The sequence below is a fragment of the Actinomadura oligospora ATCC 43269 genome (genome assembly GCF_000518265.1).
Lineage (GTDB): Bacteria > Actinomycetota > Actinomycetes > Streptosporangiales > Streptosporangiaceae > Spirillospora > Spirillospora oligospora.
This window is the reverse complement of the sequence record NZ_KI912410.1, coordinates 678,360-701,958: the sequence shown is the minus strand read 5'-3', so window position 1 is coordinate 701,958 and position 23,599 is coordinate 678,360. Positions and strand designations below refer to the sequence as shown.

At 71.5% G+C, this 23,599-nt stretch carries 20 protein-coding genes and 2 riboswitches; of the genes, 12 read left to right on the top strand and 8 right to left on the bottom strand.

Annotated features, from left to right (window positions below; all coding sequences use genetic code 11):
* Positions 1 to 13 precede the first annotated feature (13 nt).
* Together P696_RS0134935 and P696_RS50110 are read left to right on the top strand one after the other, a co-directional pair.
* Positions 14 to 1,120 carry a ferritin-like domain-containing protein gene (locus P696_RS0134935; protein ID WP_026415967.1) on the top strand — a complete coding sequence of 369 codons (1,107 nt, stop codon included), beginning with the start codon at positions 14 to 16 and terminating at the stop codon, positions 1,118 to 1,120.
* Between the two features lie 101 nt (positions 1,121 to 1,221).
* Entirely contained in the window at positions 1,222 to 2,085 is an 864-nt protein-coding gene (locus P696_RS50110) for an SDR family NAD(P)-dependent oxidoreductase (RefSeq protein WP_051468519.1), read from the top strand.
* A gap of 44 nt (positions 2,086 to 2,129) precedes the next feature.
* On the opposite strand, the gene P696_RS0134925 is transcribed toward P696_RS50110, so the two are convergent.
* Both P696_RS0134925 and P696_RS0134915 read right to left on the bottom strand, forming a co-directional pair.
* Complete coding sequence (locus P696_RS0134925) at positions 2,130 to 2,810, bottom strand: 4'-phosphopantetheinyl transferase family protein (protein WP_026415966.1); 681 nt, start codon at positions 2,808 to 2,810, stop codon at positions 2,130 to 2,132.
* A 453-nt stretch (positions 2,811 to 3,263) separates the two neighbouring features.
* Positions 3,264 to 4,463 carry a hypothetical protein gene (locus P696_RS0134915; protein ID WP_026415965.1) on the bottom strand — a complete coding sequence of 400 codons (1,200 nt, stop codon included), beginning with the start codon at positions 4,461 to 4,463 and terminating at the stop codon, positions 3,264 to 3,266.
* Between the two features lie 116 nt (positions 4,464 to 4,579).
* On the opposite strand from P696_RS0134915, the gene P696_RS0134910 reads away from it, so the two are divergent.
* Entirely contained in the window at positions 4,580 to 6,121 is a 1,542-nt protein-coding gene (locus P696_RS0134910; protein WP_026415964.1) for an ATP-dependent DNA ligase, read from the top strand.
* Positions 6,122 to 6,149: 28 nt separating this feature from the next.
* On the opposite strand, the gene P696_RS50105 is transcribed toward P696_RS0134910, so the two are convergent.
* A complete protein-coding gene (locus P696_RS50105; RefSeq protein WP_064744191.1) occupies positions 6,150 to 7,106 on the bottom strand; it encodes a hypothetical protein in 957 nt (318 codons plus the stop codon).
* A gap of 116 nt (positions 7,107 to 7,222) precedes the next feature.
* On the opposite strand from P696_RS50105, the gene cds1 reads away from it, so the two are divergent.
* A complete protein-coding gene (cds1, locus tag P696_RS0134900; RefSeq protein ID WP_034488356.1) occupies positions 7,223 to 8,320 on the top strand; it encodes an L-cysteine desulfhydrase Cds1 in 1,098 nt (365 codons plus the stop codon).
* A gap of 74 nt (positions 8,321 to 8,394) precedes the next feature.
* Here the strand turns inward: cds1 and P696_RS0134895 are convergent, their stop codons facing one another.
* Both P696_RS0134895 and P696_RS0134890 read right to left on the bottom strand, forming a co-directional pair.
* Positions 8,395 to 9,690, bottom strand: a complete 1,296-nt coding sequence (locus P696_RS0134895) for a M50 family metallopeptidase (protein ID WP_026415962.1) — start codon at positions 9,688 to 9,690, stop codon at positions 8,395 to 8,397.
* Positions 9,691 to 9,827: 137 nt separating this feature from the next.
* On the bottom strand, positions 9,828 to 10,565 hold the full coding sequence (locus P696_RS0134890; RefSeq protein ID WP_034488354.1) for a FadR/GntR family transcriptional regulator: 738 nt from the start codon (positions 10,563 to 10,565) through the stop codon (positions 9,828 to 9,830).
* Positions 10,566 to 10,687: 122 nt separating this feature from the next.
* On the opposite strand from P696_RS0134890, the gene P696_RS0134885 reads away from it, so the two are divergent.
* From P696_RS0134885 to P696_RS0134870, 4 genes are read left to right on the top strand one after another with little or no spacing between them, the layout of a single operon-like run.
* Entirely contained in the window at positions 10,688 to 12,208 is a 1,521-nt protein-coding gene (locus P696_RS0134885) for an amino acid permease (protein ID WP_026415960.1), read from the top strand.
* Positions 12,205 to 13,551, top strand: coding sequence for a glutamine synthetase family protein (locus P696_RS0134880; protein WP_026415959.1), 1,347 nt, complete (start codon positions 12,205 to 12,207; stop codon positions 13,549 to 13,551). The genes P696_RS0134885 and P696_RS0134880 overlap by 4 nt, the downstream gene beginning before the upstream one ends.
* 16 nt (positions 13,552 to 13,567) lie before the next feature.
* Positions 13,568 to 14,926, top strand: a complete 1,359-nt coding sequence (locus P696_RS0134875; RefSeq protein ID WP_026415958.1) for an aldehyde dehydrogenase family protein — start codon at positions 13,568 to 13,570, stop codon at positions 14,924 to 14,926.
* A gap of 1 nt (position 14,927) precedes the next feature.
* On the top strand, positions 14,928 to 15,692 hold the full coding sequence (locus P696_RS0134870) for a 3-oxoacyl-ACP reductase (protein ID WP_026415957.1): 765 nt from the start codon (positions 14,928 to 14,930) through the stop codon (positions 15,690 to 15,692).
* Here the strand turns inward: P696_RS0134870 and P696_RS0134865 are convergent, their stop codons facing one another.
* On the bottom strand, positions 15,693 to 16,907 hold the full coding sequence (locus tag P696_RS0134865) for an alginate lyase family protein (RefSeq protein WP_051468516.1): 1,215 nt from the start codon (positions 16,905 to 16,907) through the stop codon (positions 15,693 to 15,695).
* Positions 16,908 to 17,061: 154 nt separating this feature from the next.
* Positions 17,062 to 17,159, top strand: a riboswitch (glycine riboswitch).
* A riboswitch (glycine riboswitch) is annotated at positions 17,160 to 17,263 on the top strand.
* A gap of 75 nt (positions 17,264 to 17,338) precedes the next feature.
* On the opposite strand from P696_RS0134865, the gene gcvT reads away from it, so the two are divergent.
* From gcvT to P696_RS0134845, 4 genes are all read left to right on the top strand, one after another.
* Complete coding sequence (gene gcvT, locus P696_RS0134860; RefSeq protein ID WP_026415955.1) at positions 17,339 to 18,439, top strand: glycine cleavage system aminomethyltransferase GcvT; 1,101 nt, start codon at positions 17,339 to 17,341, stop codon at positions 18,437 to 18,439.
* Between the two features lie 21 nt (positions 18,440 to 18,460).
* Positions 18,461 to 18,850 (top strand): glycine cleavage system protein GcvH, encoded by a 390-nt coding sequence (gcvH, locus tag P696_RS0134855; RefSeq protein WP_026415954.1) that lies wholly within the window; start codon positions 18,461 to 18,463, stop codon positions 18,848 to 18,850.
* 2 nt (positions 18,851 to 18,852) lie between these two features.
* Positions 18,853 to 20,130, top strand: coding sequence for a serine hydroxymethyltransferase (locus tag P696_RS0134850; protein WP_026415953.1), 1,278 nt, complete (start codon positions 18,853 to 18,855; stop codon positions 20,128 to 20,130).
* Between the two features lie 76 nt (positions 20,131 to 20,206).
* Positions 20,207 to 21,580, top strand: coding sequence for an L-serine ammonia-lyase (locus tag P696_RS0134845; RefSeq protein WP_026415952.1), 1,374 nt, complete (start codon positions 20,207 to 20,209; stop codon positions 21,578 to 21,580).
* An 83-nt stretch (positions 21,581 to 21,663) separates the two neighbouring features.
* Here the strand turns inward: P696_RS0134845 and P696_RS50100 are convergent, their stop codons facing one another.
* Together P696_RS50100 and P696_RS0134835 are read right to left on the bottom strand one after the other, a co-directional pair.
* Positions 21,664 to 22,113 (bottom strand): winged helix-turn-helix transcriptional regulator, encoded by a 450-nt coding sequence (locus tag P696_RS50100; protein WP_157430094.1) that lies wholly within the window; start codon positions 22,111 to 22,113, stop codon positions 21,664 to 21,666.
* 20 nt (positions 22,114 to 22,133) lie between these two features.
* Entirely contained in the window at positions 22,134 to 23,294 is a 1,161-nt protein-coding gene (locus P696_RS0134835) for a thiolase family protein (RefSeq protein ID WP_026415951.1), read from the bottom strand.
* Positions 23,295 to 23,599 lie beyond the last annotated feature (305 nt).

Here is a 23,599-nt window from a genome sequence, read left to right as displayed (position 1 = left end):
CGGGAGGTCCGTCTTGTCGACCCATGACCTGTACACCACGCCCGTCGACCCGTCCATCCAGGCGGTGCCGATGACCGGCGACACCCGGTTCACCTGGGAGTACGACGACGGCCGGGACAAGCTCCTCGCCCTGTACCAGAAGGGCAAGGACCGTCAGTGGGACTCCACCACCCGCATCGACTGGGACCTGGAGGTCGATCCGCACAACGTCCTCGGCGTCCCCGACCAGTCCCTGGCGATCTACGGCACGCGCCACTGGGACCGGATGGGCGAGGCCGAACGCGGTGAGCTGCGGCGGCACGCCTCGTCCTGGCAGTTCTCCCAGTTCATGCACGGCGAGCAGGGCGCGATGCTCACCGCCGCGCGGATCGTCGAGGCCGTCCCCGACCTGGACTCCAAGTTCTACTCGGCCACCCAGACCATGGACGAGGCCCGGCACGTCGAGATCTTCTCCCGCTTCCTCCAGGAGAAGATCGGCCTCGTCTACCCCATCAACACCAAGCTCCAGGACCTGCTGCACGAGACGCTCGGCGACTCCCGCTGGGACATGCCCTACCTCGGCATGCAGGTCCTCATCGAGGGCCTCGCGCTCGCCGCGTTCGGCGTCATGCGCGACATGACCACCAAGCCCCTGCCCAAGCAGGTCCTCACCTACGTCATGCAGGACGAGGCGCGGCACGTGGCGTTCGGACGGCTCGCGCTCCGCGACCACTACAAGGAGCTGTCCGCGCCCGAGCTGAAGGAGCGCGAGGAGTTCGTCATCGAGGGCTGCCACCTCATGCGCGACCGCATCCGCGGCCGGGAGATCTGGACGAACTTCGGCATCCCGCTCGCCGAGGTCGACGAGCTGGTGGAGAAGTCCCCCTACATGCGGATGTTCCAGGCGCTGCTGTTCAGCCGGATCGTCCCCTGCGTGAAGGACATCGGCCTGTGGAGCCCGCGCATCCAGGCGACCTTCGAGGAGATGGGCGTCCTGGACGCGTCCCGCTCCGACCTGGACGCCCTCATGCGCGACGACGAGGAGCTCGCCGACAGGCTCGACGCCGAGCGGTTCGCCGCCGAGGAGGCCGGGCGCAAGGCCGAGGTGGACGCGGTCATCGAGGCCGAGGCCGCCCGCTGACCAGAGGGTAGGTCTCCGGGTGGGATGCGCTGAGCTGCGTTGATCGCGCGGCGGCGGTGACCTGAGTAGGTTTGGGCGCACCCCACCCACGGAGGTCAGCAATGTCCCTGGCGCTCTTCGACGGAGCACTCGCCGTCGTCACGGGAGCAGGCGGCGGTTTCGGACGGGCCACCGCGCTCGCGCTCGCCGAGCGCGGCGCGACCGTGATCGCCGCCGACATCGACCTGGCGGCGGCCGAACGGACCGTCGTCCTCACCAAGGCCCTCGGCGCGGTCGGCGCGGCCTACCAGGTGGACGTGTCGGACGCCGCCGCCATGGAGGAGTTCGCCGCCGCCGTCCGGGAGGACCACCGCGTCCCCGACATCGTCGTCAACAACGCGGGCATCGCCGTCTCCGGCCCGCTCCTCGACACCGGCGTGGACGACTGGGAGCGCATCCTCGGCGTGAACCTGTGGGGCGTCATCCACGGCTCCCGCCTGTTCGCCGGGCAGATGGTCGAGCGCGGCCGGGCGCTCCCCAACAAGCCGGACAAGCCCAACTACGGCGGCCACATCGTCAACATCGCGTCCGCCGCCGCGTTCGCGCCGTCCCGCGCCCTGCCCGCGTACTGCACGACGAAGGCGGCCGTGCTGATGCTGAGCGAGTGCCTGCGCGCCGAACTCGCCGGGCACCGCATCGGCGTCACCGCCGTCTGCCCGGGGTTCAGCAAGACCGGCATCATGCGGCACGGCACCATCGTCGGCGTGGACGCGGCGGGCCAGGAGCGCATGCGCGCCCGCGCCGAGAAGCTGCTGCAGATGCGGAACTACCCGCCGGAGAAGGTCGCCGAGCGGATCGTCCACGCGATCGTCAAGAACAAGGCCGTCGTGCCGGTGAACGCCGAGGCGCACGTCCTGCACGCCCTGTCGCGGATCGCGCCGGGCGCGCTGCGGGCCATCGCCCGCATCCCCGCACCGCTCGGCTAGGACGAGTCTCCAGGTCGGCGCCCGATGCGGCAGGTCGCTTCGGGCTAAGGCAGGAGGTCGGTGGACGGGCGCTGCCGGACCTCGACGCCGCCGGGGTGGTCGAGCAGGGCCAGGTGGGCGGAGTAGCCGGGGCCGGGCGCGAGTTCGTGGAGGACGAACCGGCCGGGGTGGTCGTCACGTCCGGTCCAGGCGAGCAGGCGGGGCTCCTCGTGCGCGTGCGAGGTGCGCAGGTGCGGCATCGGGACGCGCAGGCCCTCGCCGGTGGCCTTGAGGAGGGCCTCCTTGCGCGTCCAGTAGACGAGCAGCTCGGCCGTCGTCGCCGCCGTCTCACCGGTGGCGAGGACGTGCCGGGCGATGTCGTCGCTGACCTTCCGGGACTCCTCGACGTCCAGGCCGAGCGGCCCGTGGGACGAGACGGCGACCCCGATGCGGTCGCCCGAGTGGGAGACCGACACCTGAGGCGCGTCCGGACGGCCCTTCACGCGCGGGCGGCCGTGCGGCTTGTCGCAGTCGTCGCAGGAGCGGTCGATCTCCACCCGCTCGGGCGGCAGGCCCAGAAGCCCGCCCAGCGCGAACCGGGTGAGGGCCACGCCGAGGGTGAACCGGTCGGCGTCGGCGTCGCGCAGGTAGCGCTCGCGGCGGGCCCGCTCGGTCGGGTCGAGGACGGCGGTCAGGGCGGGGGTCGCGGCGGTGCGTTCGGCCCACCAGACGGTCACCGGGTCCACCGACACCTCCATTCGCTGCCGCTTCTGGTCACGCGGCTCGGTCGTACTGCGGGGCCACAGGCTCGTCGTTGCTTCGTCAGTCGTCGCTTCGTCACTCGTTGCATCGTCACTGGTTCGTCACAGGCGAGATTAGCCGATGAGCGAGCGATACCGAACAGGCTTCGCGGTCGGGTCATTGCGGACCGTCCACCCAATTCACCGCGAATACGGAAGCGGGCCGTGGAACGGCGTTCCGTTCCACGGCCCCTCGCGGAGTCTTGACGTTCGGTGTCCGGGCCTACACCCAGGACACGCCTTGCGGCTTCACGGCCACGGGCTTCAACCTCCTCCTCCCCAGGCTCTACCACGCCGGACGGCACTCCCGGCCGACGTGACCCTCCCCTTTACCGCCCCACCCTAGAAGTCTCTGACTGAGAGCACGACATGATCCGGCCGATTCAGGCCAGAAATGGTTTAGCGCAGTGCATCCAGCACTTCCCGCGCGGCGTCGGTCGCATTGGTCAGGGCGCTTTGCTGCACTGACTCCGGCTTGGTCCCGGATGGCAGCTGCCGACTGTAACCAACCCTGATCACCACGTTGCCACGGCGTGCGGTGACTTCTCCCACAACGAGCGGCTGGCCCTTGTCCTCCTTGAAACTGCGGAACGCCTCGTCCCCCAGGCCGGACACCTGTTCGAGAGCGAACGTGCGCGCCAGCGGGGCGCTGTGGGCCTGCGTCCAGCGGGCGTCGTAGTTCCGCCGGGCGTCGCCGACGGCGTCCGGGAGGTTTCCGGTCGGGTAGAGGTACATCTCGACCAGCAGCCAGCGGAACGGCGCCTTGGAGGTGAAAGTGCAGGTCGCGAGGGTGTTGTTGGAGTTGGCCTGCTTGCTCGCCCCGGGCGCCACCCGGTTCAGGACGGCCCCGGAGACCGTCCCGCAGGCGTCCGGAAGGGCCAGCGCCGTGAACGGCTTAGCGGTCGGCTGAGCCGTCCTGGACGGGCTCTTCGGCGGCGTGGACGCCTTCGGCGGAGCCGAGGACGGCTGCCCGCCGGTTCCGGCCGGGGCCCGCGGGCTCGTTTCGGTCGGCCCGGCTTTCGGCTCGCCGCCGCCCCCTCCGGACGGCGCGAGCAGGAAGACGACCCCCGCCGCCACAGCGAACGACACGACCGCCACCAGCACCATCAGCAGCCGCGGGCGGCGCTCCGCCTTCGGCGACTCGGGCGCCGAGTAGACCCGCCGGAACTGCTCCTCCCCGCGCGTCAGCCCGCCCCCGCCATGGCCCGGCGGGACGTCCCCGAGCGCCCCGGAACGGCCGGGAGCCGCGTACTCCTCGTCGAACTCCCCGAAGGACCAGCCGCGCTCCTCGGAGAGTCTGCCGGGCTCCTGGGAGGGCCAGGTGCGCTCCTCGGACGGCCAGGCGCTCTCCTGGGGAGGCCAGCTCTGCTCCTCGGACGCCCAGGTCCGCTCCTCCGGGGCCCAGGTCTGCTCCTCGGGGGGCTCGTTCCGCGCCTCGGGCGGCAGGCTCCGGGGGTCGGAGGGGTGGCCCTCCCTCTGCTCAGGGGGCCAGGCGCCCTCTCCGGGCGGCCAGGGTTCCTCCTCGGGAGGCGGCCGGCGGTCGGACGTGGTCGGGGGACGCCCCGAACCGGCCCCGCCGGGCTGCGTCGGACGGCCCACGCTGCGGCTCCTCACTCCCCCGATTACCGCCGGTCCCCCCGACGGTAGACGGGGCGGGCACGGCCACGCCAGGGCCACGCCGCCGGACTGTCCGACCCCTTGGTCAGAATGGGACCGTGCTGTTGTCGGAGATCGCCCGGGCCTCGACCGAGGTCGCCGCCGAGCCGGGCCGCAAGGCCAAGGTCAGCGCCCTGGCGGGCGTGCTGCGCGCCGCCGGGCCGAGGGACGCCGCCGTCGTGGTCGCCTACCTGTCCGGCGAGCTGCCGCAGCGGCAGATCGGCGTGGGGTACGCGTCCCTGCGCGATCTTCCGGCGGCGGCGCGCGAGCCGTCCCTGACCGTGGCCGAGGTCCACGCGGCGTTCAGCGAGATCCGCGCGGTCTCGGGGGCCGGGTCGGTGGCCCGGCGGCGCGAGCTGGTGCACGCCGTGTTCGCCCGCGCCACGCTCGCCGAGCAGCAGTTCCTCGTCCGGCTGCTGTCCGGTGAGCTGCGGCAGGGCGCGCTGGACGGGGTGATGACCGACGCCGTCGCCACCGCCGCCGGGGTGCCGCTCGCCGAGGTCCGGCGGGCCGTCATGCTGCGCGGCGCGCTCGGTCCGGTCGCCGCCGCCGCGCTCGCGGACGAGGCCGACGGCGGCGGGGTGCCCGCGCTGCGCGGCTTCACGCTGGAGGTCGGGCGTCCGGTGCGGCCGATGCTCGCCGCGTCCGCGCCGTCGGTCGCCGAGGCGCTCGGCAAGATCGACGGGCCCGCGGCGGTGGAGTGGAAGCTCGACGGCGTCCGCGCCCAGATCCACGTCCGGGGCGGCGAGGTCCGCGTGTTCACCCGCACCCTCGACGAGATCACCGACCGGCTGCCGGAGGTCACCGGCGTGCTGGGCGCGCTGCCCGTCCAGGACGCGGTGTTCGACGGCGAGCTGATCGCGCTCCGCGAGGACGGCCGTCCCCACCCGTTCCAGATCACCGCGGCGCGCACGGCCACCCGCACCCGCAAGGAGGGGCCGCAGGTCCCCCTGTCGCTGTTCCTGTTCGACGTCCTGCGGCTCGACGGGGTCGACCTTCTCGACCATCCCGACGCCGAACGGCACGCGGCGCTCGCCGGGGCCGTCCCGGCGGAGCTGCTCATGCCGCGCACGGTCACCGCCGATGTCGCCGAGGCCGAGGCGGTCTTCGCGGACGCGGTCGCGCGCGGGCACGAGGGCGTCGTGGTGAAGTCCCCCGCCACGCCCTACGCGGCCGGACGGCGCGGCGCGGGCTGGATCAAGGTCAAGCCCCGGCACACCCTCGACCTGGTCGTCCTGGCCGTCGAGTGGGGGCACGGCCGCCGCCGCGGGTTCCTGTCGAACCTGCACCTCGGCGCGCGCGATCCGGAGACCGGCGGGTTCGTGATGCTCGGCAAGACCTTCAAGGGCCTCACCGACGAGCTGCTCGCCTGGCAGACCGAGAAGCTGCGTGATCTCGCCGTCGAGGAGGACTCCTACACCGTCCGCGTCCGACCCGAGTTGGTCGTCGAGATCGCCTTCGACGGCCTCCAGACGAGCCCGCGCTACCCGGCCGGGCTGGCGCTGCGGTTCGCCCGCGTCCTGCGCTACCGGCCCGACAAGAAGGCCGAGGACGCCGACACCATCGACACCGTCCGGGCCCTGGCCCCGGTGATCGACTGACCGGCTGACCGGCTGACCGGCTGACCGGCTAGTCGACGCGGGAGCGACGTCCTCTGCGGCGAGGCTCCCCTGTCTGATCCGGATCCCCCGTCCGGCTCGGATCGCCGGTTCTGCTCGGGTCGCCCGTGCGGCCGGGATCGCCCGTACGGCCGGGGTCGCCCGTGCGGTTCGGGTCGCCGGTTCGGGTGGAGGACGACCTGCGGAGGCGGGACTCGGGCGGGATGAGGTCGTGGCGTCCGGCGATGAACTCCTGGATCCAGATCTTGGCGCGGATCATCGGCCGCCGGTACCGCTCCTCGCGCCGGACGGCCCGCCGGTGCTTGCGCGAGCCGGGCGCGTACAGCCAGCGCGACCACGGGGACCCGGGCCTGGCCACCCGGATCGCCCCGAAGATCAGCACCGCGGGCACGAACAGCCCGATCAGGCCCGTCCAGATCTTGCCCTTGAGCAGCGCGACCACCGCGAGCCCCAGGTTCGCCGTCACCGACGCCACGTAGACCACCAGCAGCACCGGCCGGGTGATCTCCTCGCCCGGCTCGGGCTGCTGGATCCCGGTCAGGCCGAGCGGATGGACGCCGAGCAGCAGCAGCCCGGTGACGGCGATCGCGACGAACACCGCGTCCACCGACGCGCGGCCCCGTTCGGTCCAGTAGACGTCCTGCAGGTGCAGGATCAGCGCGAACTCGTCCAGCACGAGCGCCGCGCCCATGCCGAACACGCCCGCCGCCAGGACGTTCGGCCAGGACCGCACCTCGGGGATCGCGAACCCCGCGACGCCGCCCAGCAGCATCAGCACCACGCCGAACACGACGTGGTGGATGTGGACGTCGCCGGCCTTGACGTTCCGGAACCACCAGCGCACGTTCGCGCGGATCAGCCGAACGTTCACCCGGGTGAACACGAACGTCACGATGAACGCGACGAAGAAGCAGAACAGCGGCAGCCGCCCGGTGTCGACGATCCGCCGCGTGAAGAACTCGGCCATGCACCCCCCGTATCCACCATCATGCCCCGTGATCTGCGGCGATATCGTGAAGGTCCAGGATGATCAGCGAAGATCACACCCGAGGGAGCACCGTGAGCCGCACTGGGAGCGGGCCTGTGAGCCGCAACGTCGACCACGCCGACCCGGTCTGCCGGGCCTGGATCGCCGAGGCGATCAGGAAGGTCGAGGCCGACGCCAACCGCAGTGCGGACACGCACCTGCACGTTTTCCCGCTGCCCCCCGAGTGGGGCATCGACCTCTACCTGAAGGACGAGTCCGTCCACCCGACCGGGTCGCTGAAGCACCGGCTCGCCCGGTCGCTGTTCCTGTACGGGCTGGCCAACGGCTGGATCCGGGAGGGGACGACGATCATCGAGGCGTCGTCCGGGTCCACCGCGGTGTCGGAGGCCTACTTCGCGCGGCTGCTCGGGCTGCCGTTCATCGCGGTGATGCCCGCGTCCACCAGCCCGGAGAAGATCGAGCTGATCGAGTTCCACGGCGGCCGTCCACACCTGGTGGACGACCCGACCACGATCTACGCCGAGTCGCGGCGGCTGGCCGCCGAGTGCGACGGCCACTTCATGGACCAGTTCACCTACGCCGAGCGGGCCACCGACTGGCGGGCGAACAACAACATCGCCGCGTCGATCTTCGAGCAGCTGGAGCTGGAGCGGTTCCCCGAGCCCGCGTGGATCGTGGTCGGCGCCGGAACGGGCGGCACGTCCGCGACGATCGGGCGGTACGTCCGGTACCGGCGGTTCCAGACCCGCGTCGCGGTCGTGGACCCGGAGGGCTCGGCGTTCTACGGCGCCTTCCAGGACGGCGACATGACCCGCACCGCGCCCGGCTCGCGGATCGAGGGCATCGGCCGTCCGCGGGTCGAGCCGTCCTTCCTGCCGACCGTGATCGACCGGATGATCCAGGTTCCGGACGCGGCGTCGGTCGCGGCGATGCGCTGGACGAACGAGGTGACCGGCCGGAGCGCCGGGGGTTCCACCGGCACGAACATGTGGGGCGTGTGCGAACTGGTCGCCGAGATGCTCCGCACCGGGCAGCGCGGCAGCGTCGTCACGCTGATCTGCGACGGCGCCGAGCGGTACCGGCACACCTACTGCTCGGACGAGTGGCTCGCCTCGCAGGGCCTGGACATCGAGCCCCACCTCGCGGCGCTGCGGAGCTTCCCGAAGACCGGCGAGATGCCCACCGAGGCCTGACCCCCCTGAACGGAACGGCCGCGCGCCCTCCCGGGTCGCGCGGCCGTGACGTCTCCGTGGTCAGCCGTTGAGGGTCAGCCGTTGAGCCTGATCGGGTTGACCAGGTCGGCGTAGATCAGCAGGCCGCCCATGACCACCAGGACGGCGGCCATCACGTAGGTCACGGGCAGCGCCTTCGCGACGTCCACGTAGCCGGGGTCGGGGCGGCGGGTGATCCGCGCGAAGCCCTTCTTCAGCGCCTCCAGCAGCGCGCCCGCCATGTGGCCGCCGTCCAGCGGCAGCAGCGGGATCAGGTTGAACAGGCCGACCGCGAGGTTCAGCGAGCCGAGCAGCCCGACGAACACGCTGACCTTCTGGATCGTGGTCAGGTTCTTGGACGCGGCGACCTCGCCGCCCATCCGGCTCACGCCGACGACGCCGACCGGGCCGTTCGGGTCGCGCTTCTCGTCGCTGAACGCGGCCTTCCAGATGCCGACCATCTTCTGCGGCATGTTCACCAGGGCCTGGACGGTGCGCCCGGTCATGTCGCCCATGGTGCTCGCGACCGCGCCGGGGCCCGTCCGGACGAACGCCTCGGTGGGCGTGATCCCGAGGAAGCCGACCTCGACGGTCTTGTCGACGTCCTTCAGGTCGGCCATCTTGTTGCGGATGATCGGCGTGCTGGTCCGGACGACCTGGCCGTCGCGGCGGATGTCGATCGCCACGGTCTTCCCGGCCGAGTCGCGGATCAGGCCCTGGAGCTGCGAGTACGACGTGATCTTGTGGCCGTCGAAGCCGGTGATCCGGTCACCGGCCTTCAGCCCGGCCTGCGCGGCCGGGGTCAGCGGCGCGTTCGCCGGGCACTCGGTGACCGTCTGGCCCGCGCTGACCACGCACTTGGACACCGACTCGATCACCGGCTGCGGGGTCTGCTGCCCGATCCCCATCAGCAGGATCGCGAAGAACAGCACCGCCAGCACCAGGTTCATGGCCGGGCCGCCGAACATGATCAGCAGCTTCTGCCACCACTTCTTGGAGTAGAAGACCCGGTCCTCGTCGCCGTCCCGGATCTCCTCCAGGGCCGCGCCGCGGGCGTTCTCGATCAGCCCCTGCCAGGGCCCGGTGGACACCTGCCGCACCTGGCCGGGCGCGTCGCCCTTGCGCGGCGGCAGCATCCCGATCATGCGGATGTAGCCGCCGAGCGGGATCCATTTGACGCCGTACTCGGTCTCGCCCTTCCGGAACGACCACATCGTCGGGCCGAAACCCACCATGAACTGCGGCACGCGCACGCCGAACAGCTTGGCGAAACTCATGTGGCCGAGCTCGTGCAGGGCGATCGACGCCAGCAGGCCGAAGAAGAGGATCAGCACCCCCGCCAACCAGAACACGCTTCCCCGTCCTCCCGGTGATCTCCAGCAACCCACCCAGGGTACGTCAGAAGACCGTGGCGGACCGCGTACAACGCCATACCCCGCCGGGTAGGGACATCCGCGACCTGCACGGCGACATGATCTCCGGAGGTGGGTCAGGCGAGGAAGGCGCGTAGGAGGGCGGCGGTGCCGTCCAGGTGCTCGGCGACGGCCTGGCGGGCGGCGTCCGGGTCGCCGGACAGGACGGCCCCGGCGATCGCCTCGTGCTGGGCCGCGGCGTGCTCGATGTTGGCGTCCAGGACGGGGATCGCGTTCAGCAGGTCGGTGATCCGCATCCGGGCGTCGGCGCAGGTGGCCACGAGGGTGGGCGAGCCGGTCAGCTCGGCGATGGTCAGGTGGAAAAGGGTGTCGAGGCGGCGGTAGTCGTCCGGCCCGGCGGCGTTGAGGCCCGCGAGCCGGGCGCGGAGCAGGTCGCGCTGCCCGCCGGTGAGGTCGGTGGACGCCGCCAGCTGCGCCGCGCCGGTCTCCACGGCCAGCCGGAAGGTCAGCGTGTCGTGCAGGTCGTCGCCCATCGCGATCAGCGCGCGGCGCAGGTCGGCGCTCTTCGGACGGGGCCGCCGGTAGGTGACGAACGTGCCTCCGGACCGTCCGCGCCGGGACTCGACGTACCCCTCCTGGGCCAGGACGCGGATCGCCTCGCGCAGCGTCACCCGGCTGACGCCGAGGAGCGGGGCCAGCTCGCGCTCGGGCGGCAGCCGGTCGCCCCGGTCGACCACGCCCAGCTTGATCGCCTGGAGCAGGCGCTCGACGGTCTCCTCGAACGCGTTGCCCGCCCGGACCGGCCGGAACACCGCCTCGCTGAGCGGGCTGCGCTCGGCCACGATCTCCTCCACAGGGATCCACGTTACAGGTGGGTTTCCGTCCTCCGACCCCTTGACGGGACGCCTCCCAGAAACCTTAATGGTCTGACGTTAGCCCGTTTAACGGGCGTCAGACCCCCCTGCGAGGAGGCGCCGTGAGCCTCGACGAACACGCCCCCACCCGTTCCGACGACGAACGACGCCTGCACGAGCTGGGCTACGCCCAGGAGCTGCGGCGGTCCATGTCCGGCTTCGCCAACTTCGCGGTCTCGTTCACGATCATCTCGGTGCTCACCGGCTGCCTGACCTCCTACACGATCGGCCTCAAGGGCGGCGGCCCCGCCGTGATCACGTGGGGCTGGCTCGGCGTCGGCGCGATGACCCTGCTGGTCGCGCTCGCCATGGCCGAGGTCTGCTCCAGCTACCCGACCGCGGGCGGCCTGTACTACTGGGCCGCGAAGCTCGCCCCGCGCAACGGCGCGGCCTGGTCCTGGTTCACCGGCTGGTTCAACTTCACCGGCCAGGTCGCGGTCACCGCCGGGATCGTCTACGGCTCGGCCGCCTTCCTCAACCCCCTGCTGGACGACCGGTTCGGCTACACGGTCTCGCCCGGCCACACCTTCCTGCTGTTCGGCGTCCTGCTGGTGGTCCACGCACTGCTGAACCAGTTCGGCGTACGGCTGGTGGCGCTGCTGAACAGCGTCAGCGTGTGGTGGCACGTCCTCGGCGTCGCGGTCGTCATCGGGGTGCTCGCGTTCAAGCCGTCCCACCACCAGAGCGCCACGTTCGTGTTCACGAAGTTCGTGAACCAGACCGGCTGGCAGTACGGCGTGTACGCGGCGCTGATCGGGCTGCTGCTGTCGCAGTACACGCTCACGGGGTACGACGCGTCCGCGCACATGACCGAGGAGACGCACGACGCGGCGCGCTCCGGGCCGCGCGGCATCGTGAACTCGGTGCTGATCTCGATCGTCGCGGGCTGGCTGCTGCTGCTCGGCATGACCTTCGCGATCGGCGACTACGACAAGGCCGCCGCCGAGGGGCCCGCGCAGATCTTCACGTCCGCGACCGGGCGGTCCCTCGGCGACGTCCTCATCCTCATCTCGTTCGGCGCGCAGTTCTTCTGCGGGATGGCCTCGGTCACCGCGAACTCCCGGATGATCTACGCGTTCTCCCGGGACGGCGCGCTCCCCCTCTCCCGCGCCTGGCACCACATCAACCCGCGCACCCGGACACCCACCAATGCGATCTGGCTCGCGGCGACCTGCGCGTTCGTGCTGGCCCTGCCCGCGCTGTGGAACTACACCGCCTACCTCGCCGTCACGTCCGTCGCGGTGGTCGGCCTCTACATCGCCTACGTGATCCCGACGTTCCTGCGGCTGCGGCAGGGCGACGCGTTCGAGCGCGGCCCCTGGCACCTCGGCCGCTGGAGCCGTCCGATCGGGACGGTCGCGGTGGTCTGGGTGGCGGTCATCTCCGTCCTGTTCATGCTGCCGCCCGCCAACCCGATCACCACCGACAGCTTCAACTACGCGCCGATCGCGCTGGCCGCCGTCCTCGGCGGGGCCTCGCTGTGGTGGGTGCTGTCGGCGCGACGCTGGTTCAAGGGCCCGAAGGTGCAGGGCAGCGCCGAGGAACTGGCCGCCATCGAGGACGACCTGAAAGGCATCGGATGAACCTCGACGAACTTCGGGACGAGGTCGCCGCCGGACGCGTCGACACCGTGATCATCGCGATCACGGACATGCAGGGACGGCTCCAGGGCAAGCGGCTGTCGGCGCGGTTCTTCCTGGACGAGGTCGCCGGGCACGGCTCGGAGGGCTGCAACTACCTGCTCGCCGTGGACGTCGACATGAACACCGTGGACGGCTACGCCATGGCGTCCTGGGAACGCGGGTACGGGGACTTCGTGATGCGGCCCGACCTCGCGACGCTGCGGCGGCTGCCCTGGCAGGAGGGCGCTGCGCTCGTCCACGCCGACCTCGGCTGGGAGGACGGCTCGGACGTCGCGGCGTCCCCGCGCCAGATCCTGCGCCGCCAGGCCGACCGGCTCGCCGAGCGCGGCTGGACGGCGTTCGCGGGCACCGAGCTGGAGTTCATCGTCTACGCCGACACCTACGAGGACGCCTGGAACCGCGCCTACCGCGACCTCACCCCGGCGAACCAGTACAACGTGGACTACTCGCTGCTCGGCGGGGCCCGGGTCGAGCCGCTGCTGCGGCGGATCCGGCTCGGCATGGAGGGCGCGGGCATGTACGTCGAGTCCGCCAAGGGCGAGTGCAACCTCGGACAGCACGAGATCGCGTTCCGATACAGCGACGCCTTGTCAACGTGTGACAACCACTCGTTGTACAAGACGGGGGCTAAGGAGATAGCCGCGCAGGAGGGCATGTCCATCACGTTCATGGCCAAGCCCAACGAGCGCGAAGGGAACTCCTGCCACATCCACCTTTCTCTACGGGACGCCGACGGACGGCCCGTCCTCGCCTCTTCGGACGGCCCGCACGGCCTGTCCGATATCGGACGGGCGTTCATCGCCGGGCAGCAGGCGCTCATGCGCGACTTCACACTGCTCTACGCGCCGACGATCAACTCCTACAAGCGGTACCAGCCCGGCTCGTTCGCGCCGACCGCGATCAAGTGGGGCCTGGACAATCGGACGTGCGCGCTGCGGCTCGTGGGGCACGGGCCGTCCCTGCGGATCGAGAACCGGACGCCCGGCGGGGACGTGAACCCGTACCTGGCCGTCGCCGGGATGATCGCGGCCGGGCTGCACGGCATCGACAACGAACTCCCCCTGGAAGAGCCGTACCAGGGCAACGCGTACGCGTCCGACGCTCCCACGGTCGCCCGCTCGCTGCGCGACGCCGCCGCCGACTGGACGGCGTCCGACCTGGCCGCCGAGGCGTTCGGCAAGGAGGTCGTCGAGCACTACGCCAACAACGCCCGCGTGGAACTGGACGCCTACGACCGGGCCGTCACCGACTGGGAACTGTTCCGCGGCTTCGAACGACTCTGATCCGGAAGGGAACGCGTTGGAGCTGATCAACCCCGCGACCGAGGAGATCGTCGCGTCCGTGGCGATGGCCTCGGTCTCCGACACCGACCGGGCCGTCGACCGGGCCCGTCGCGCTCACGCGCGCTGGCGGGCGGTCTCCCCCGGCGACCGCGCGCGGCTGCTGCGGCGGTTCGCCGAGGTGGTGGACGAGCACGTCGAGGAGCTCGCCGAGCTGGAGGTGGCCGAGGCCGGGCACCCGATCACGCAGGCCCGCTGGGAGGCCGGAAACCTCCGTGACGTGCTGCTTTATTACTCGGCCGCGCCTGAGCGGCTGACCGGGCACCAGATCCCGGTGCCGGGCGGGCTGGACGTCACCTTCCACGAGCCGCTGGGCGTGGTCGGGCTGATCGTCCCGTGGAACTTCCCGATGCCGATCCTCGGCTGGGGCCTCGCCCCGGCGCTCGCGGCCGGTAACACCGTGATCGTCAAGCCCGCCGAGACGACGCCCCTGACGGCGATCCGCGTCGGGGAGCTGGCGCTGGAGGCCGGGCTGCCCGAGGACGTGGTGACCGTCCTGCCCGGTGAGGGCCCAGTCGCCGGACGGCGGCTCGCCGACCACCCGGACGTCGCGAAGATCGCGTTCACCGGCTCGACCCGCGTCGGGCGGGAGCTGATGGCCGCGTGCGCGGCGAGCGTCAAGCGGCTCACCCTCGAACTCGGCGGCAAGAGCGCGAACATCGTCTTCGCGGACGCCGACCTGGAGAAGGCCGCCGCCACCGCCCCCGGCGCGGTCTTCGACAACGCCGGGCAGGACTGCTGCGCCCGCTCCCGCATCCTCGTCCAGCGGACGGCCTACGACCGGTTCATGGAACTGCTGGAACCGGCCGTCCAGGCCGTCGTCGTGGGCGACCCGTGCGACGAGAAGACGCAGGTCGGGCCCCTGATCAGCGCCGCGCACAAGGCGCGCGTCGCCTCGTACGTCCCGGACGGCGCCCCCGTTGCCGTCCGGGGTTCGGCTCCCTCGGGGAAGGGGTTCTGGTTCGCCCCGGCCGTCCTCGCCGGGGACGGCGTGACCGACCTGCCCGCCTGGCGCGAGGAGGTCTTCGGGCCGGTCGCGGTCGTCGTCCCCTTCGAGGACGAGGCCGACGCCGTCCGGATCGCCAACGACACGCCCTACGGCCTGTCCGGCTCGATCTGGACGCGCGACGTCGGCCGTGCCTTCCGCATGTCGCGGGCGGTCGAGGCCGGGAACCTGTCGGTCAACTCCCACTCGTCCGTCCGCTACTGGACCCCGTTCGGCGGCTTCAAGCAGTCCGGCCTCGGCCGCGAACTGGGCCCGGACGCCCTGGCCGCCTTCACCGACACCAAGAACGTCTTCATCTCGACGGAGGAATAGCGTGCAGCGATTCGAGGACCGCGTCGCCGTCGTCACCGGCGGAGCCAGCGGCATCGGCCTGGCGACCTCCCGCCGCCTGGCCGCCGAGGGCGCGAGGGTCGTCATCGCCGACCTGGACGAATCGGGCGGCCGGAAGGCGGCCGAGGAGGTCGGCGGCCTGTTCGTCCGCACCGACGTCACGTCCGAGGACGACGTGAAGGCCCTGTTCAGGGCCGTCCACGACGCCTACGGGCGGATCGACGTCGCGTTCAACAACGCGGGCATCTCGCCGCCCGACGACGACTCGATCCTGGAGACCGGCCTGGACGCCTGGAGGCGCGTCCAGGACGTCAACCTGACCAGCGTCTACCTGTGCTGCAAGCACGTCATCCCGTACATGCGGGAACGGGGCGGGGGCTCGATCATCAACACCGCGTCCTTCGTCGCGGTGATGGGCGCGGCGACCTCGCAGATCTCCTACACGGCATCCAAGGGCGGCGTGCTGGCGATGTCGCGGGAGCTCGGCGTCCAGTTCGCCCGCGAGGGCATCCGCGTCAACGCCCTCTGCCCGGGGCCCGTCTCGACCCCTCTGCTCCAGGAGCTGTTCGCCAAGGACCCGGAGAAGGCGGCCCGGCGGCTCGTCCACATCCCGGCCGGACGCTTCGCCGAGCCCGAGGAGATCGCGGCGGCCGTCGCGTTCCTGGGCTCGGACGACGCGTCCTTCATCACCGCGTCCGAGTTCCTCGTGGACGGCGGCATCTCCGGCGCCTACGTCACCCCGCTCTAGCTAGGGAGCGTCGGCGTGGGTGAGGGTCTCCCAGCCGAGGAAGTAGGACGGCCCGGCCGGGCGCTTGGCGGTCACCAGAGCGCCCGTCTTGGGCAGTGAGACGCCGAGGCGGTGGTGGTAGGCGTTGTAGCCGACCTCCAGGACCGGGCCGAGGCCGGTCTTCAGAGTGCCCTTGCAGAGCCAGGACGGGGCCTTCTCCCCCAGGTCGTACCGGGCGTGGAACTCCATCGCCTTGGTCAGGCGGGGCTGGGCCTCCTTGTAGAGGTCCAGCCCCTGGAGGCGGGCGGTCTCGGCGACGTGGACGGCGGCGTCCAGGGCCCAGCCCGTGTGGCCGAAGTCGCGGCAGGTCTCCTGGGCGAGGCCGTCCACGAAGGTGCCCTGCCCCTGCCAGTACTTGATCGTCGCGGCCTTGCCGCTGATCCCGGCCGGGGTCTTCGGGAGCGCGCCGTCCTTCTTGAGGTAGACGTACTCGGGCAGGCGCCTGCGCCAGCGCGCGACGGCCGTGTCGTAGGCGGCCCGGTCGTCGGTGTGGACGGCGATGGAGAGCGTCGCGTCCGTCATGATCAGTTCCCAGTTGCCGTTCGTGGTCGGCCGGTCCTTGTTGACCACGGGCAGGTAGACCGTCCGCAGGAAGGACGCGAACCGCTTCCGGCCCGTCCACTTCGCGCCGTACGGGGAGTACCGGATGATCTCGGCGGCGCGGGCCCAGTCGTTGGCGGCCCAGGCCGACTGGAGCGGCGCGTTGGAGTTGGTGTGCTCCTTGAGGACCTTCGCCCACGCGTCCATCAGCTGGACGGCCTTGGCCGCGTACCGCTGGTCACGGTTGACCGTGTAGGCCAGGGCGTCGGTGTAGGCGGCCATCGCGTCGTCGCGCTCGTCCGTGCAGCCGTGGTTCGGGTTGGACGAGGAGCCGCACTCGACGTTCGCCCGGGGCTTCGGCGACCGCTTGAGGTCGGCGTACCTGCTCGCGACCATCGCGTCATAGGCCTTCTTCCACGGCTGCTTGCCCGCCTTCACGCGGGCGCGCATCGTGTCGAGCTGCTGCCTGCCGACCAGCACGCCGGGATGCCTGAACCCGGCCGCCGACGTCGCCGACACCGCCCCCGCCTCGTGCCCGCCGGACGCGCCGTCCCAGGCGGCCGCCGTCACGGACGCGGCGAGCACGGCGGCCCCCGCTCCGGACGCCAGCCACACGCGGTTCCTGGTGAATGCCATCACGAGATCCTCTCGTCGGCTGAAAAGTCCCTGAACGCCCGATCATGCAACCGTCGTGATCGGACGCCGTCAATCGGAACGCCGAAAACCGCCGCAAAGGACGACAAGCTGGCTGGTAGGGGGCCGAGCGCGCTGGTACATTGCGGGCAGCCGTTGAACCCGCGCGGGAGAGTGCTCCCGCCGCCAGCGGGGGCCGCCGAAGGAGCAACTCCTCCCCGGAACCTCTCAGGCCCCACGGACCGCGCGGACCAGGCACCTCTGGAAAGCGAGGGCGTCCCGCGCCCTCCGCCGAAGGTGAAAGCCCCCCTCTCTCCGGTGGGGTGAAGCTCTCAGGCGCCGATGACAGAGGGGGAGGCACCGAGCCGCCCGGGGCGCGATGGGACCATTGACGGGACGTCCACGCGCGCCACCGCGACCAAGGAGCCAGACCCATGTCCGCCGATCCGACTCCCAAGAAGACGCCGCTCTACGACGTCCATGCCGCTCTGGGCGCCAACCTCGTGGACTTCGCGGGCCACCTCATGCCGCTCCGCTACGCGAGCGAGACCGCCGAGCACAAGGCCGTCCGCACCGGCGCCGGGCTGTTCGACCTCTCCCACATGGGCGAGATCTTCCTCACCGGGCCGCAGGCCGCCGCCGCGCTGGACCACGCGCTGGTCGGCAACATCACGCCGATGGCCGTCGGCAAGGCCCGCTACACCATGATCTGCGCCCCGGACGGCGGCGTCCTGGACGACCTGATCGTCTACCGCCTGGCCGCCGAGACCTACCTGGTCGTCGCGAACGCCTCCAACGTCGCGGTCGTCCGGGACGCCCTGGTCGAGCGCGCGAAGGACTTCGAGACCGAGGTCGACGACCGGTCCGACGCCTACGCGCTGATCGCCCTCCAGGGCCCGGACGCGCAGGACATCCTGCTCCGCTTCACCGAGGCGCCGCTGCCCGAGCTGAAGTACTACGCCATCCTGTCCGGGACGGTGGCGGGGGTCGACGCGCTGATCGCGCGCACCGGCTACACCGGCGAGGACGGCTTCGAGCTCTTCGTCGCCGCCGCCGACGCCGTGAAGCTGTGGAACGTCCTGGCCGGGGTCGAGGGGGTCGTGCCGTCCGGGCTGTCGGCGCGCGACACCCTGCGCCTGGAGGCCGGGATGCCGCTCTACGGCAACGAGCTGACCGCCGAGACGACCCCCTTCGAGGCGGGGCTCGGCCGGGTGGTCAAGTTCGAGAAGAGCGGGGACTTCGTCGGGCGGGACGCCCTGGCCGCGCGTGCGGAGGCCGCCGCAGGCCGTAGGCTCGTGGGACTGGTGGCCCGCGGACGGAGGGCGCCCCGCAAGGGGTACGCGGTCGTCGGCCCGGACGGCACGCCGTGCGGGGTGGTGACCAGCGGCGCTCCGTCGCCCACACTGGGCAAGCCGATCGCCATGGCCTACCTGGACGCCTCGGTCCCCGAGGACACCTCCGAGCTGGCCGTGGACGTGCGCGGCCGGCACGAGCCGGTCGACGTCGTCGCCCTGCCTTTCTACAAGCGTTCCTGAAACCCTGGAGAGAGAACAACCGTGAGCGTTCCGGAGCAGCTCCGCTACAGCGAAGAGCACGAGTGGGTCGCGGGCCTCGACAACGAGGACCGCATCGTCACCGTCGGCATCACCCAGCACGCCGCCGACGCGCTCGGCGAGATCGTCTTCCTCGAGCTCCAGCCGGGCGAGGGCGACACCGTCGAGGCGGGCGAGGCCTGCGGCGAGGTGGAGTCCACCAAGTCGGTCAGCGACCTGTACTCCCCGGTCAGCGGCGAGATCACCGCGATCAACGCGGCCGTGATCGACGAGCCGAAGGTGATCAACGACGACCCGTACGGCGAGGGCTGGATCTTCAAGGTCCGCATCACCGACGAGCCGGGCGACCTGCTGGACGCCGCCGCCTACGACAAGCTGACCGAGGAGTCCTGACGATGACGGCCCCCGCGTCGAATTCGTCGCACGACGCGCCGCTGGCGGAGGTGGACCCGGAGGTCGCCGCCGCGGTCGCCGACGAGCTGCACCGCCAGCAGTCGACCCTCGAGATGATCGCCTCGGAGAACTTCACGCCGGTCGCGGTGCTGGAGGCCCAGGGGACGGTCCTCACCAACAAGTACGCCGAGGGCTACCCGGGCCGCCGCTACTACGGCGGCTGCGAGTTCGTGGACGTCACCGAGCAGCTGGCCATCGACCGGGCCAAGGCCCTGTTCGGGGCCGAGTTCGCCAACGTCCAGCCGCACTCGGGCGCGCAGGCCAACACGGCCGTGTACTTCGCGCTGCTGAACCACGGCGACACCATCCTCGGCCTGGACCTGGCGCACGGCGGCCACCTGACCCACGGCATGCGGCTCAACTACTCGGGCAAGGTCCTCAACGTGGTGCCCTACCACGTCCGCGAGGACGACGGCCGGGTGGACATGGACGAGGTCGCGCGCCTCGCCGAGGAGCACCGGCCGAAGATGATCGTGGCGGGCTGGTCGGCCTACCCGCGGCAACTGGACTTCGCCCGGTTCCGCGAGATCGCCGACTCCGTCGACGCGCTGCTCATGGTCGACATGGCCCACTTCGCGGGCCTGGTCGCCGCCGGGCTGCACCCGTCGCCCGTCCCGTTCGCCGACATCGTCACGACGACCACCCACAAGACCCTCGGCGGTCCGCGCGGCGGCCTGATCATGGCGAGGGAGGAGTTCGGCAAGAAGATCAACTCCGCCGTCTTCCCCGGCATGCAGGGCGGTCCGCTGGAGCACGTGATCGCCGCCAAGGCGGTCGCGCTGAAGGTCGCGGCGTCCGAGGAGTTCGCCGACCGGCAGCGCCGCACGCTGGAGGGCTCCCGCATCCTGGCCGAGCGCCTGCTCGCCGAGGACGCGGCGAAGGCCGGCGTGAAGGTGCTGACCGGCGGAACGGACGTCCACCTGGTCCTGGTCGACCTGGTCGACTCCGAGCTGACCGGCCGGGACGCCGAGGACCGGCTGCACGACATCGGCATCACCGTGAACCGGAACGCCGTCCCGAACGACCCGCGTCCGCCGATGGTGACGTCCGGGCTGCGGATCGGCACCCCGGCCCTGGCGACCCGCGGCTTCGGCGCGGACGACTTCCGTGAGGTCGCCGACGTCATCGCGCTGGCGCTCCAGCCGTCGTTCGACCAGGCGGCGCTCGCCGCGCGGGTGAAGGCCCTGGCCGACAAGCACCCGCTCTACCCGAACCTGTGATCACCCGTGCCCCCGTCCGTCGACCCGGCGGCCGGGGGCACGTGTCTTCCCGCCGCTACAATGGAGTAGCAAGCCCATGGCTATCAGCGTTTTCGACCTCTTCAAGATCGGCATCGGGCCGTCGTCCTCGCACACCGGCGGACCGATGGCGGCGGCGCACCGCTTCGCGCGGGGACTCGACCAGGACGGCGTCCTGGAGAAGACGGCGTCCGTCCAGGCGATCCTCTACGGCTCGCTCGGCCTGACCGGCAAGGGGCACGGCAGCGACAAGGCCGTCATCCTCGGCCTGGAGGGCGACAAGCCCGAGCTGGTGGACGTGGACACCGTGGACGAGCGCCTGGCGCGCGTCCGCGAGACCGGATCACTGACCCTCTACGGCTCGCACCCGGTCCCGTTCGTGATCGGCGAGCACCTGGTCTTCGAGCGCAAGATCTCCCTGCCCGGCCACCCGAACGGCATGCGCTTCACCGCCTTCGACGCCGACGGCAACGAGCTGCGCACCCGCGTCTACTACTCGGTCGGCGGCGGCTTCGTCGTCGACGAGCACGCCACCGGCGCGGACCGGATCAAGGCCGACGACACCGTCCTGCCCCACCGCTTCGACACCGCCGCCGAGCTCCTGGAGCGCTGCCACGAGACGGGCCTGTCGATCTCCGCGCTGATGCTGGAGAACGAGAAGGCGTTCGGCCGCTCCGAGGCCGAGATCCGCTCCGGCCTGGTCGAGCTGTGGCAGGTCATGCGCGCCTGCGTGGACCGCGGCTGCTCCCGCGAGGGCCTGCTGCCCGGCGGCCTGAAGGTCCCCCGCCGCGCGCCCCGCCTGCACCGCAAGCTGGTCTCCGAGAAGGCCACCGACCCGCTGCACGCGATGGACTGGGTGACCCTGTTCGCCCTCGCGGTGAACGAGGAGAACGCCGCGGGCGGACGGATCGTCACCGCCCCCACCAACGGCGCGGCGGGCATCATCCCGGCCGTCCTGCACTACTACGACCGGTTCGTCCCGGGCGCGGACGACGACGGCGTGGTCCGCTTCCTGCTGACCGCCGGGGCCATCGGCGTCCTGTTCAAGCAGAACGCCAGCATCTCCGGCGCCGAGGTCGGCTGCCAGGGCGAGGTCGGGTCCGCCTGCTCGATGGCCGCCGCGGGCCTCACCGAGGTCCTCGGCGGCACCCCCGAGCAGGTCGAGAACGCCGCCGAGATCGGCATCGAGCACAACCTCGGCCTCACCTGCGACCCCGTGGGCGGCCTCGTCCAGGTCCCCTGCATCGAGCGCAACGCCGTCGGCGCGATCAAGGCCATCAGCGCGGCCCGCATCTCCCTCCGCGGCGACGGCAAGCACTTCGTCTCCCTGGACCGTGCCATCAAGACCATGAAGGACACCGGCCGGGACATGCTCGACAAGTACAAGGAGACCTCGCGCGGCGGCCTCGCCGTCAACGTCATCGAGTGCTGACCGCCCCGCTCAGGCGGGGCTCGGGGCGGGTCCGAGAGGGCTCAGGGCAGGTCCGAGAGGGGCTCGGGTGGGTCCGAGAGGGCTCAGGCGGGGCGGATACCCCGGCCGCGGGCGGCGGAAGCGCCCTGGCGGGCGGGTTCGCCGCAGGCGGCGCAGACGACCTCGGGGACGAGGTCGACGCCGCAGGAGTGGGTGAAGACGACGGGCGGATCGTCCTGGTTGATGTGGCGGTCGCCCCACTTGAGCAGCATGAGCAGGACGTCGCCCAGCTCCTGTCCGGCCTCGGTGAGGTGGTACTCGTACCGGGCCGGACGGTCGCTGTACTGCTCGCGGTGGATGATCCCCGACCGCTCGAGCTTGCGGAGGCGCGCCGTGAGGATGTCGCGGGACGCGCCGGTGTTGCGGGCGATGCCGTCGAAGCGCCGGACGCCGTGGAACAGCTCGCGGACGACCAGGACCGACCAGCGTTCGCCGATCAGGTCCAGGGTGTCGGCGATCGAGCAGGGCCTCGGGTCGGCGTCCTTCGGCGGCATGGTCATCATCGTATGCGCTGCTAGAGCCGCTCGATGATGGTCGCGTTCGCCAGGCCGCCCGCCTCGCACATCGTCTGGAGGCCGTAGCGTCCGCCGGTGTCCTCCAGGGTGTGCAGGAGGGTGGTCATGATCCGGGCGCCGCTGGCGCCGAGCGGGTGGCCGAGGGCGATCGCGCCGCCGCGGACGTTGGTCTTCGCCGGGTCGGCGCCGGTCTCCCGCAGCCAGGCGAGGACGACGGGCGAGAACGCCTCGTTCACCTCGAACAGGTCGATGTCCTCGACGGCGAGGCCGGAGCGGGTGAGGGCCTTGGCCGTGGCCGGGATGATCGCGGTGAGCATGAGCAGCGGGTCGTCCCCCGCGACGGCGAAGGTGTGGAAGCGGGCGCGGGGGCGCAGGCCGAGGCGCTCGGCGGCCTCGCGGCTCATCACCAGGACGGCGGCGGCCCCGTCGTTGATCGGGGAGGCGTTGCCCGCCGTGATGTCCCAGCCGATCTCCGGGAAGCGGCGGGCGGCCTCCTCGTAGTAGTAGGCGGGCTTCAGCCCGGCGAGGATCTCCGGGGTGGTCGTCGGGCGGACCGACTCGTCCCGTCCGGGCCAGGCCAGCTCGCGGTCGAACTCGTGCTTCTCCCAGGCCTGGGCGGCGCGGCGGTGGGAGTCGGTGGCGAACCCGTCCAGCTCGGCGCGGGAGAGCTTCCAGCGGGCGGCGATCAGCTCGGCGCTGATGCCCTGGCCGACCAGGCCCTCGGGGTAGCGCTCGTTCAGCATCGGGCCGAACGGGTCGCTTCCGGGCAGGACGGCCGATCCCATCGGGACGCGGGACATCGACTCGACGCCGCACGCGATCACGACGTCGTACGCGCCCGCGATCACGCCCTGCGCGGCGAAGTGCAGGGCCTGCTGGGAAGAGCCGCACTGGCGGTCCACGGTCGTCGCGGGGACCGACTCGGGGAAGCCCGCGGCGAGGACGGCGTTGCGCGTGAGGTTGAGGGCCTGCTCCCCCGCCTGGGTGACCACGCCGCCGATCACGTCGTCCACGGCGGACGGGTCGATGCCCGTCCGCTCGACCAGCGCCTTCAGGGTGCGGGCGAGCAGGTCCACCGGGTGGTCCTCGTGCAGGGCGCCGCCCGGCTTGCCCTTGCCGATCGGGGTCCTGACGGCCTCGACGATCACCGCGTCGCGCATGGCTTCCTCCTCAGTTGGATTCTCCAACCCAAGAGTCCCGCTGTCAGTTGGATTTTCCAACCCACTAGCGCCGTGGCACGTGTCACACGAGGCCGGAACACGTCACACGAGGCCGGAACACGTCACACGAGGCCGGAACGCGCGAAGACGTCCGGGACGCGAACGTCCCGGACGCCTGGACAGTGCGAAATACGGGTCGCGCTCCCAGAGGTCGTGGCGGTTGGTCACGGCCTCCGGAGCGCTCGGGCCGCTCTAGTGGAAGGGGCCCGTTGGGAAGTCGTTCAGATCACGCCTCCATCCGTCGA

Excerpts from the sequence above, each read along its gene's own strand:
- P696_RS50110 (WP_051468519.1), top strand. The coding sequence starts at position 1,222 with ATGTCCCTGGCGCTCTTCGACGGAGCACTCGCCGTCGTCACGGGAGCA.
- P696_RS50105 (WP_064744191.1), bottom strand. The coding sequence starts at position 7,106 with ATGGCCGAGTTCTTCACGCGGCGGATCGTCGACACCGGGCGGCTGCCG.
- P696_RS0134880 (WP_026415959.1), top strand. The coding sequence starts at position 12,205 with ATGAACCTCGACGAACTTCGGGACGAGGTCGCCGCCGGACGCGTCGAC.
- P696_RS0134865 (WP_051468516.1), bottom strand. The coding sequence starts at position 16,907 with ATGGCATTCACCAGGAACCGCGTGTGGCTGGCGTCCGGAGCGGGGGCC.
- gcvT (WP_026415955.1), top strand. The coding sequence starts at position 17,339 with ATGTCCGCCGATCCGACTCCCAAGAAGACGCCGCTCTACGACGTCCAT.
- P696_RS0134850 (WP_026415953.1), top strand. The coding sequence starts at position 18,853 with ATGACGGCCCCCGCGTCGAATTCGTCGCACGACGCGCCGCTGGCGGAG.
- P696_RS0134845 (WP_026415952.1), top strand. The coding sequence starts at position 20,207 with ATGGCTATCAGCGTTTTCGACCTCTTCAAGATCGGCATCGGGCCGTCG.
- P696_RS50100 (WP_157430094.1), bottom strand. The coding sequence starts at position 22,113 with ATGCCGCCGAAGGACGCCGACCCGAGGCCCTGCTCGATCGCCGACACC.
- P696_RS0134835 (WP_026415951.1), bottom strand. The coding sequence starts at position 23,294 with ATGCGCGACGCGGTGATCGTCGAGGCCGTCAGGACCCCGATCGGCAAG.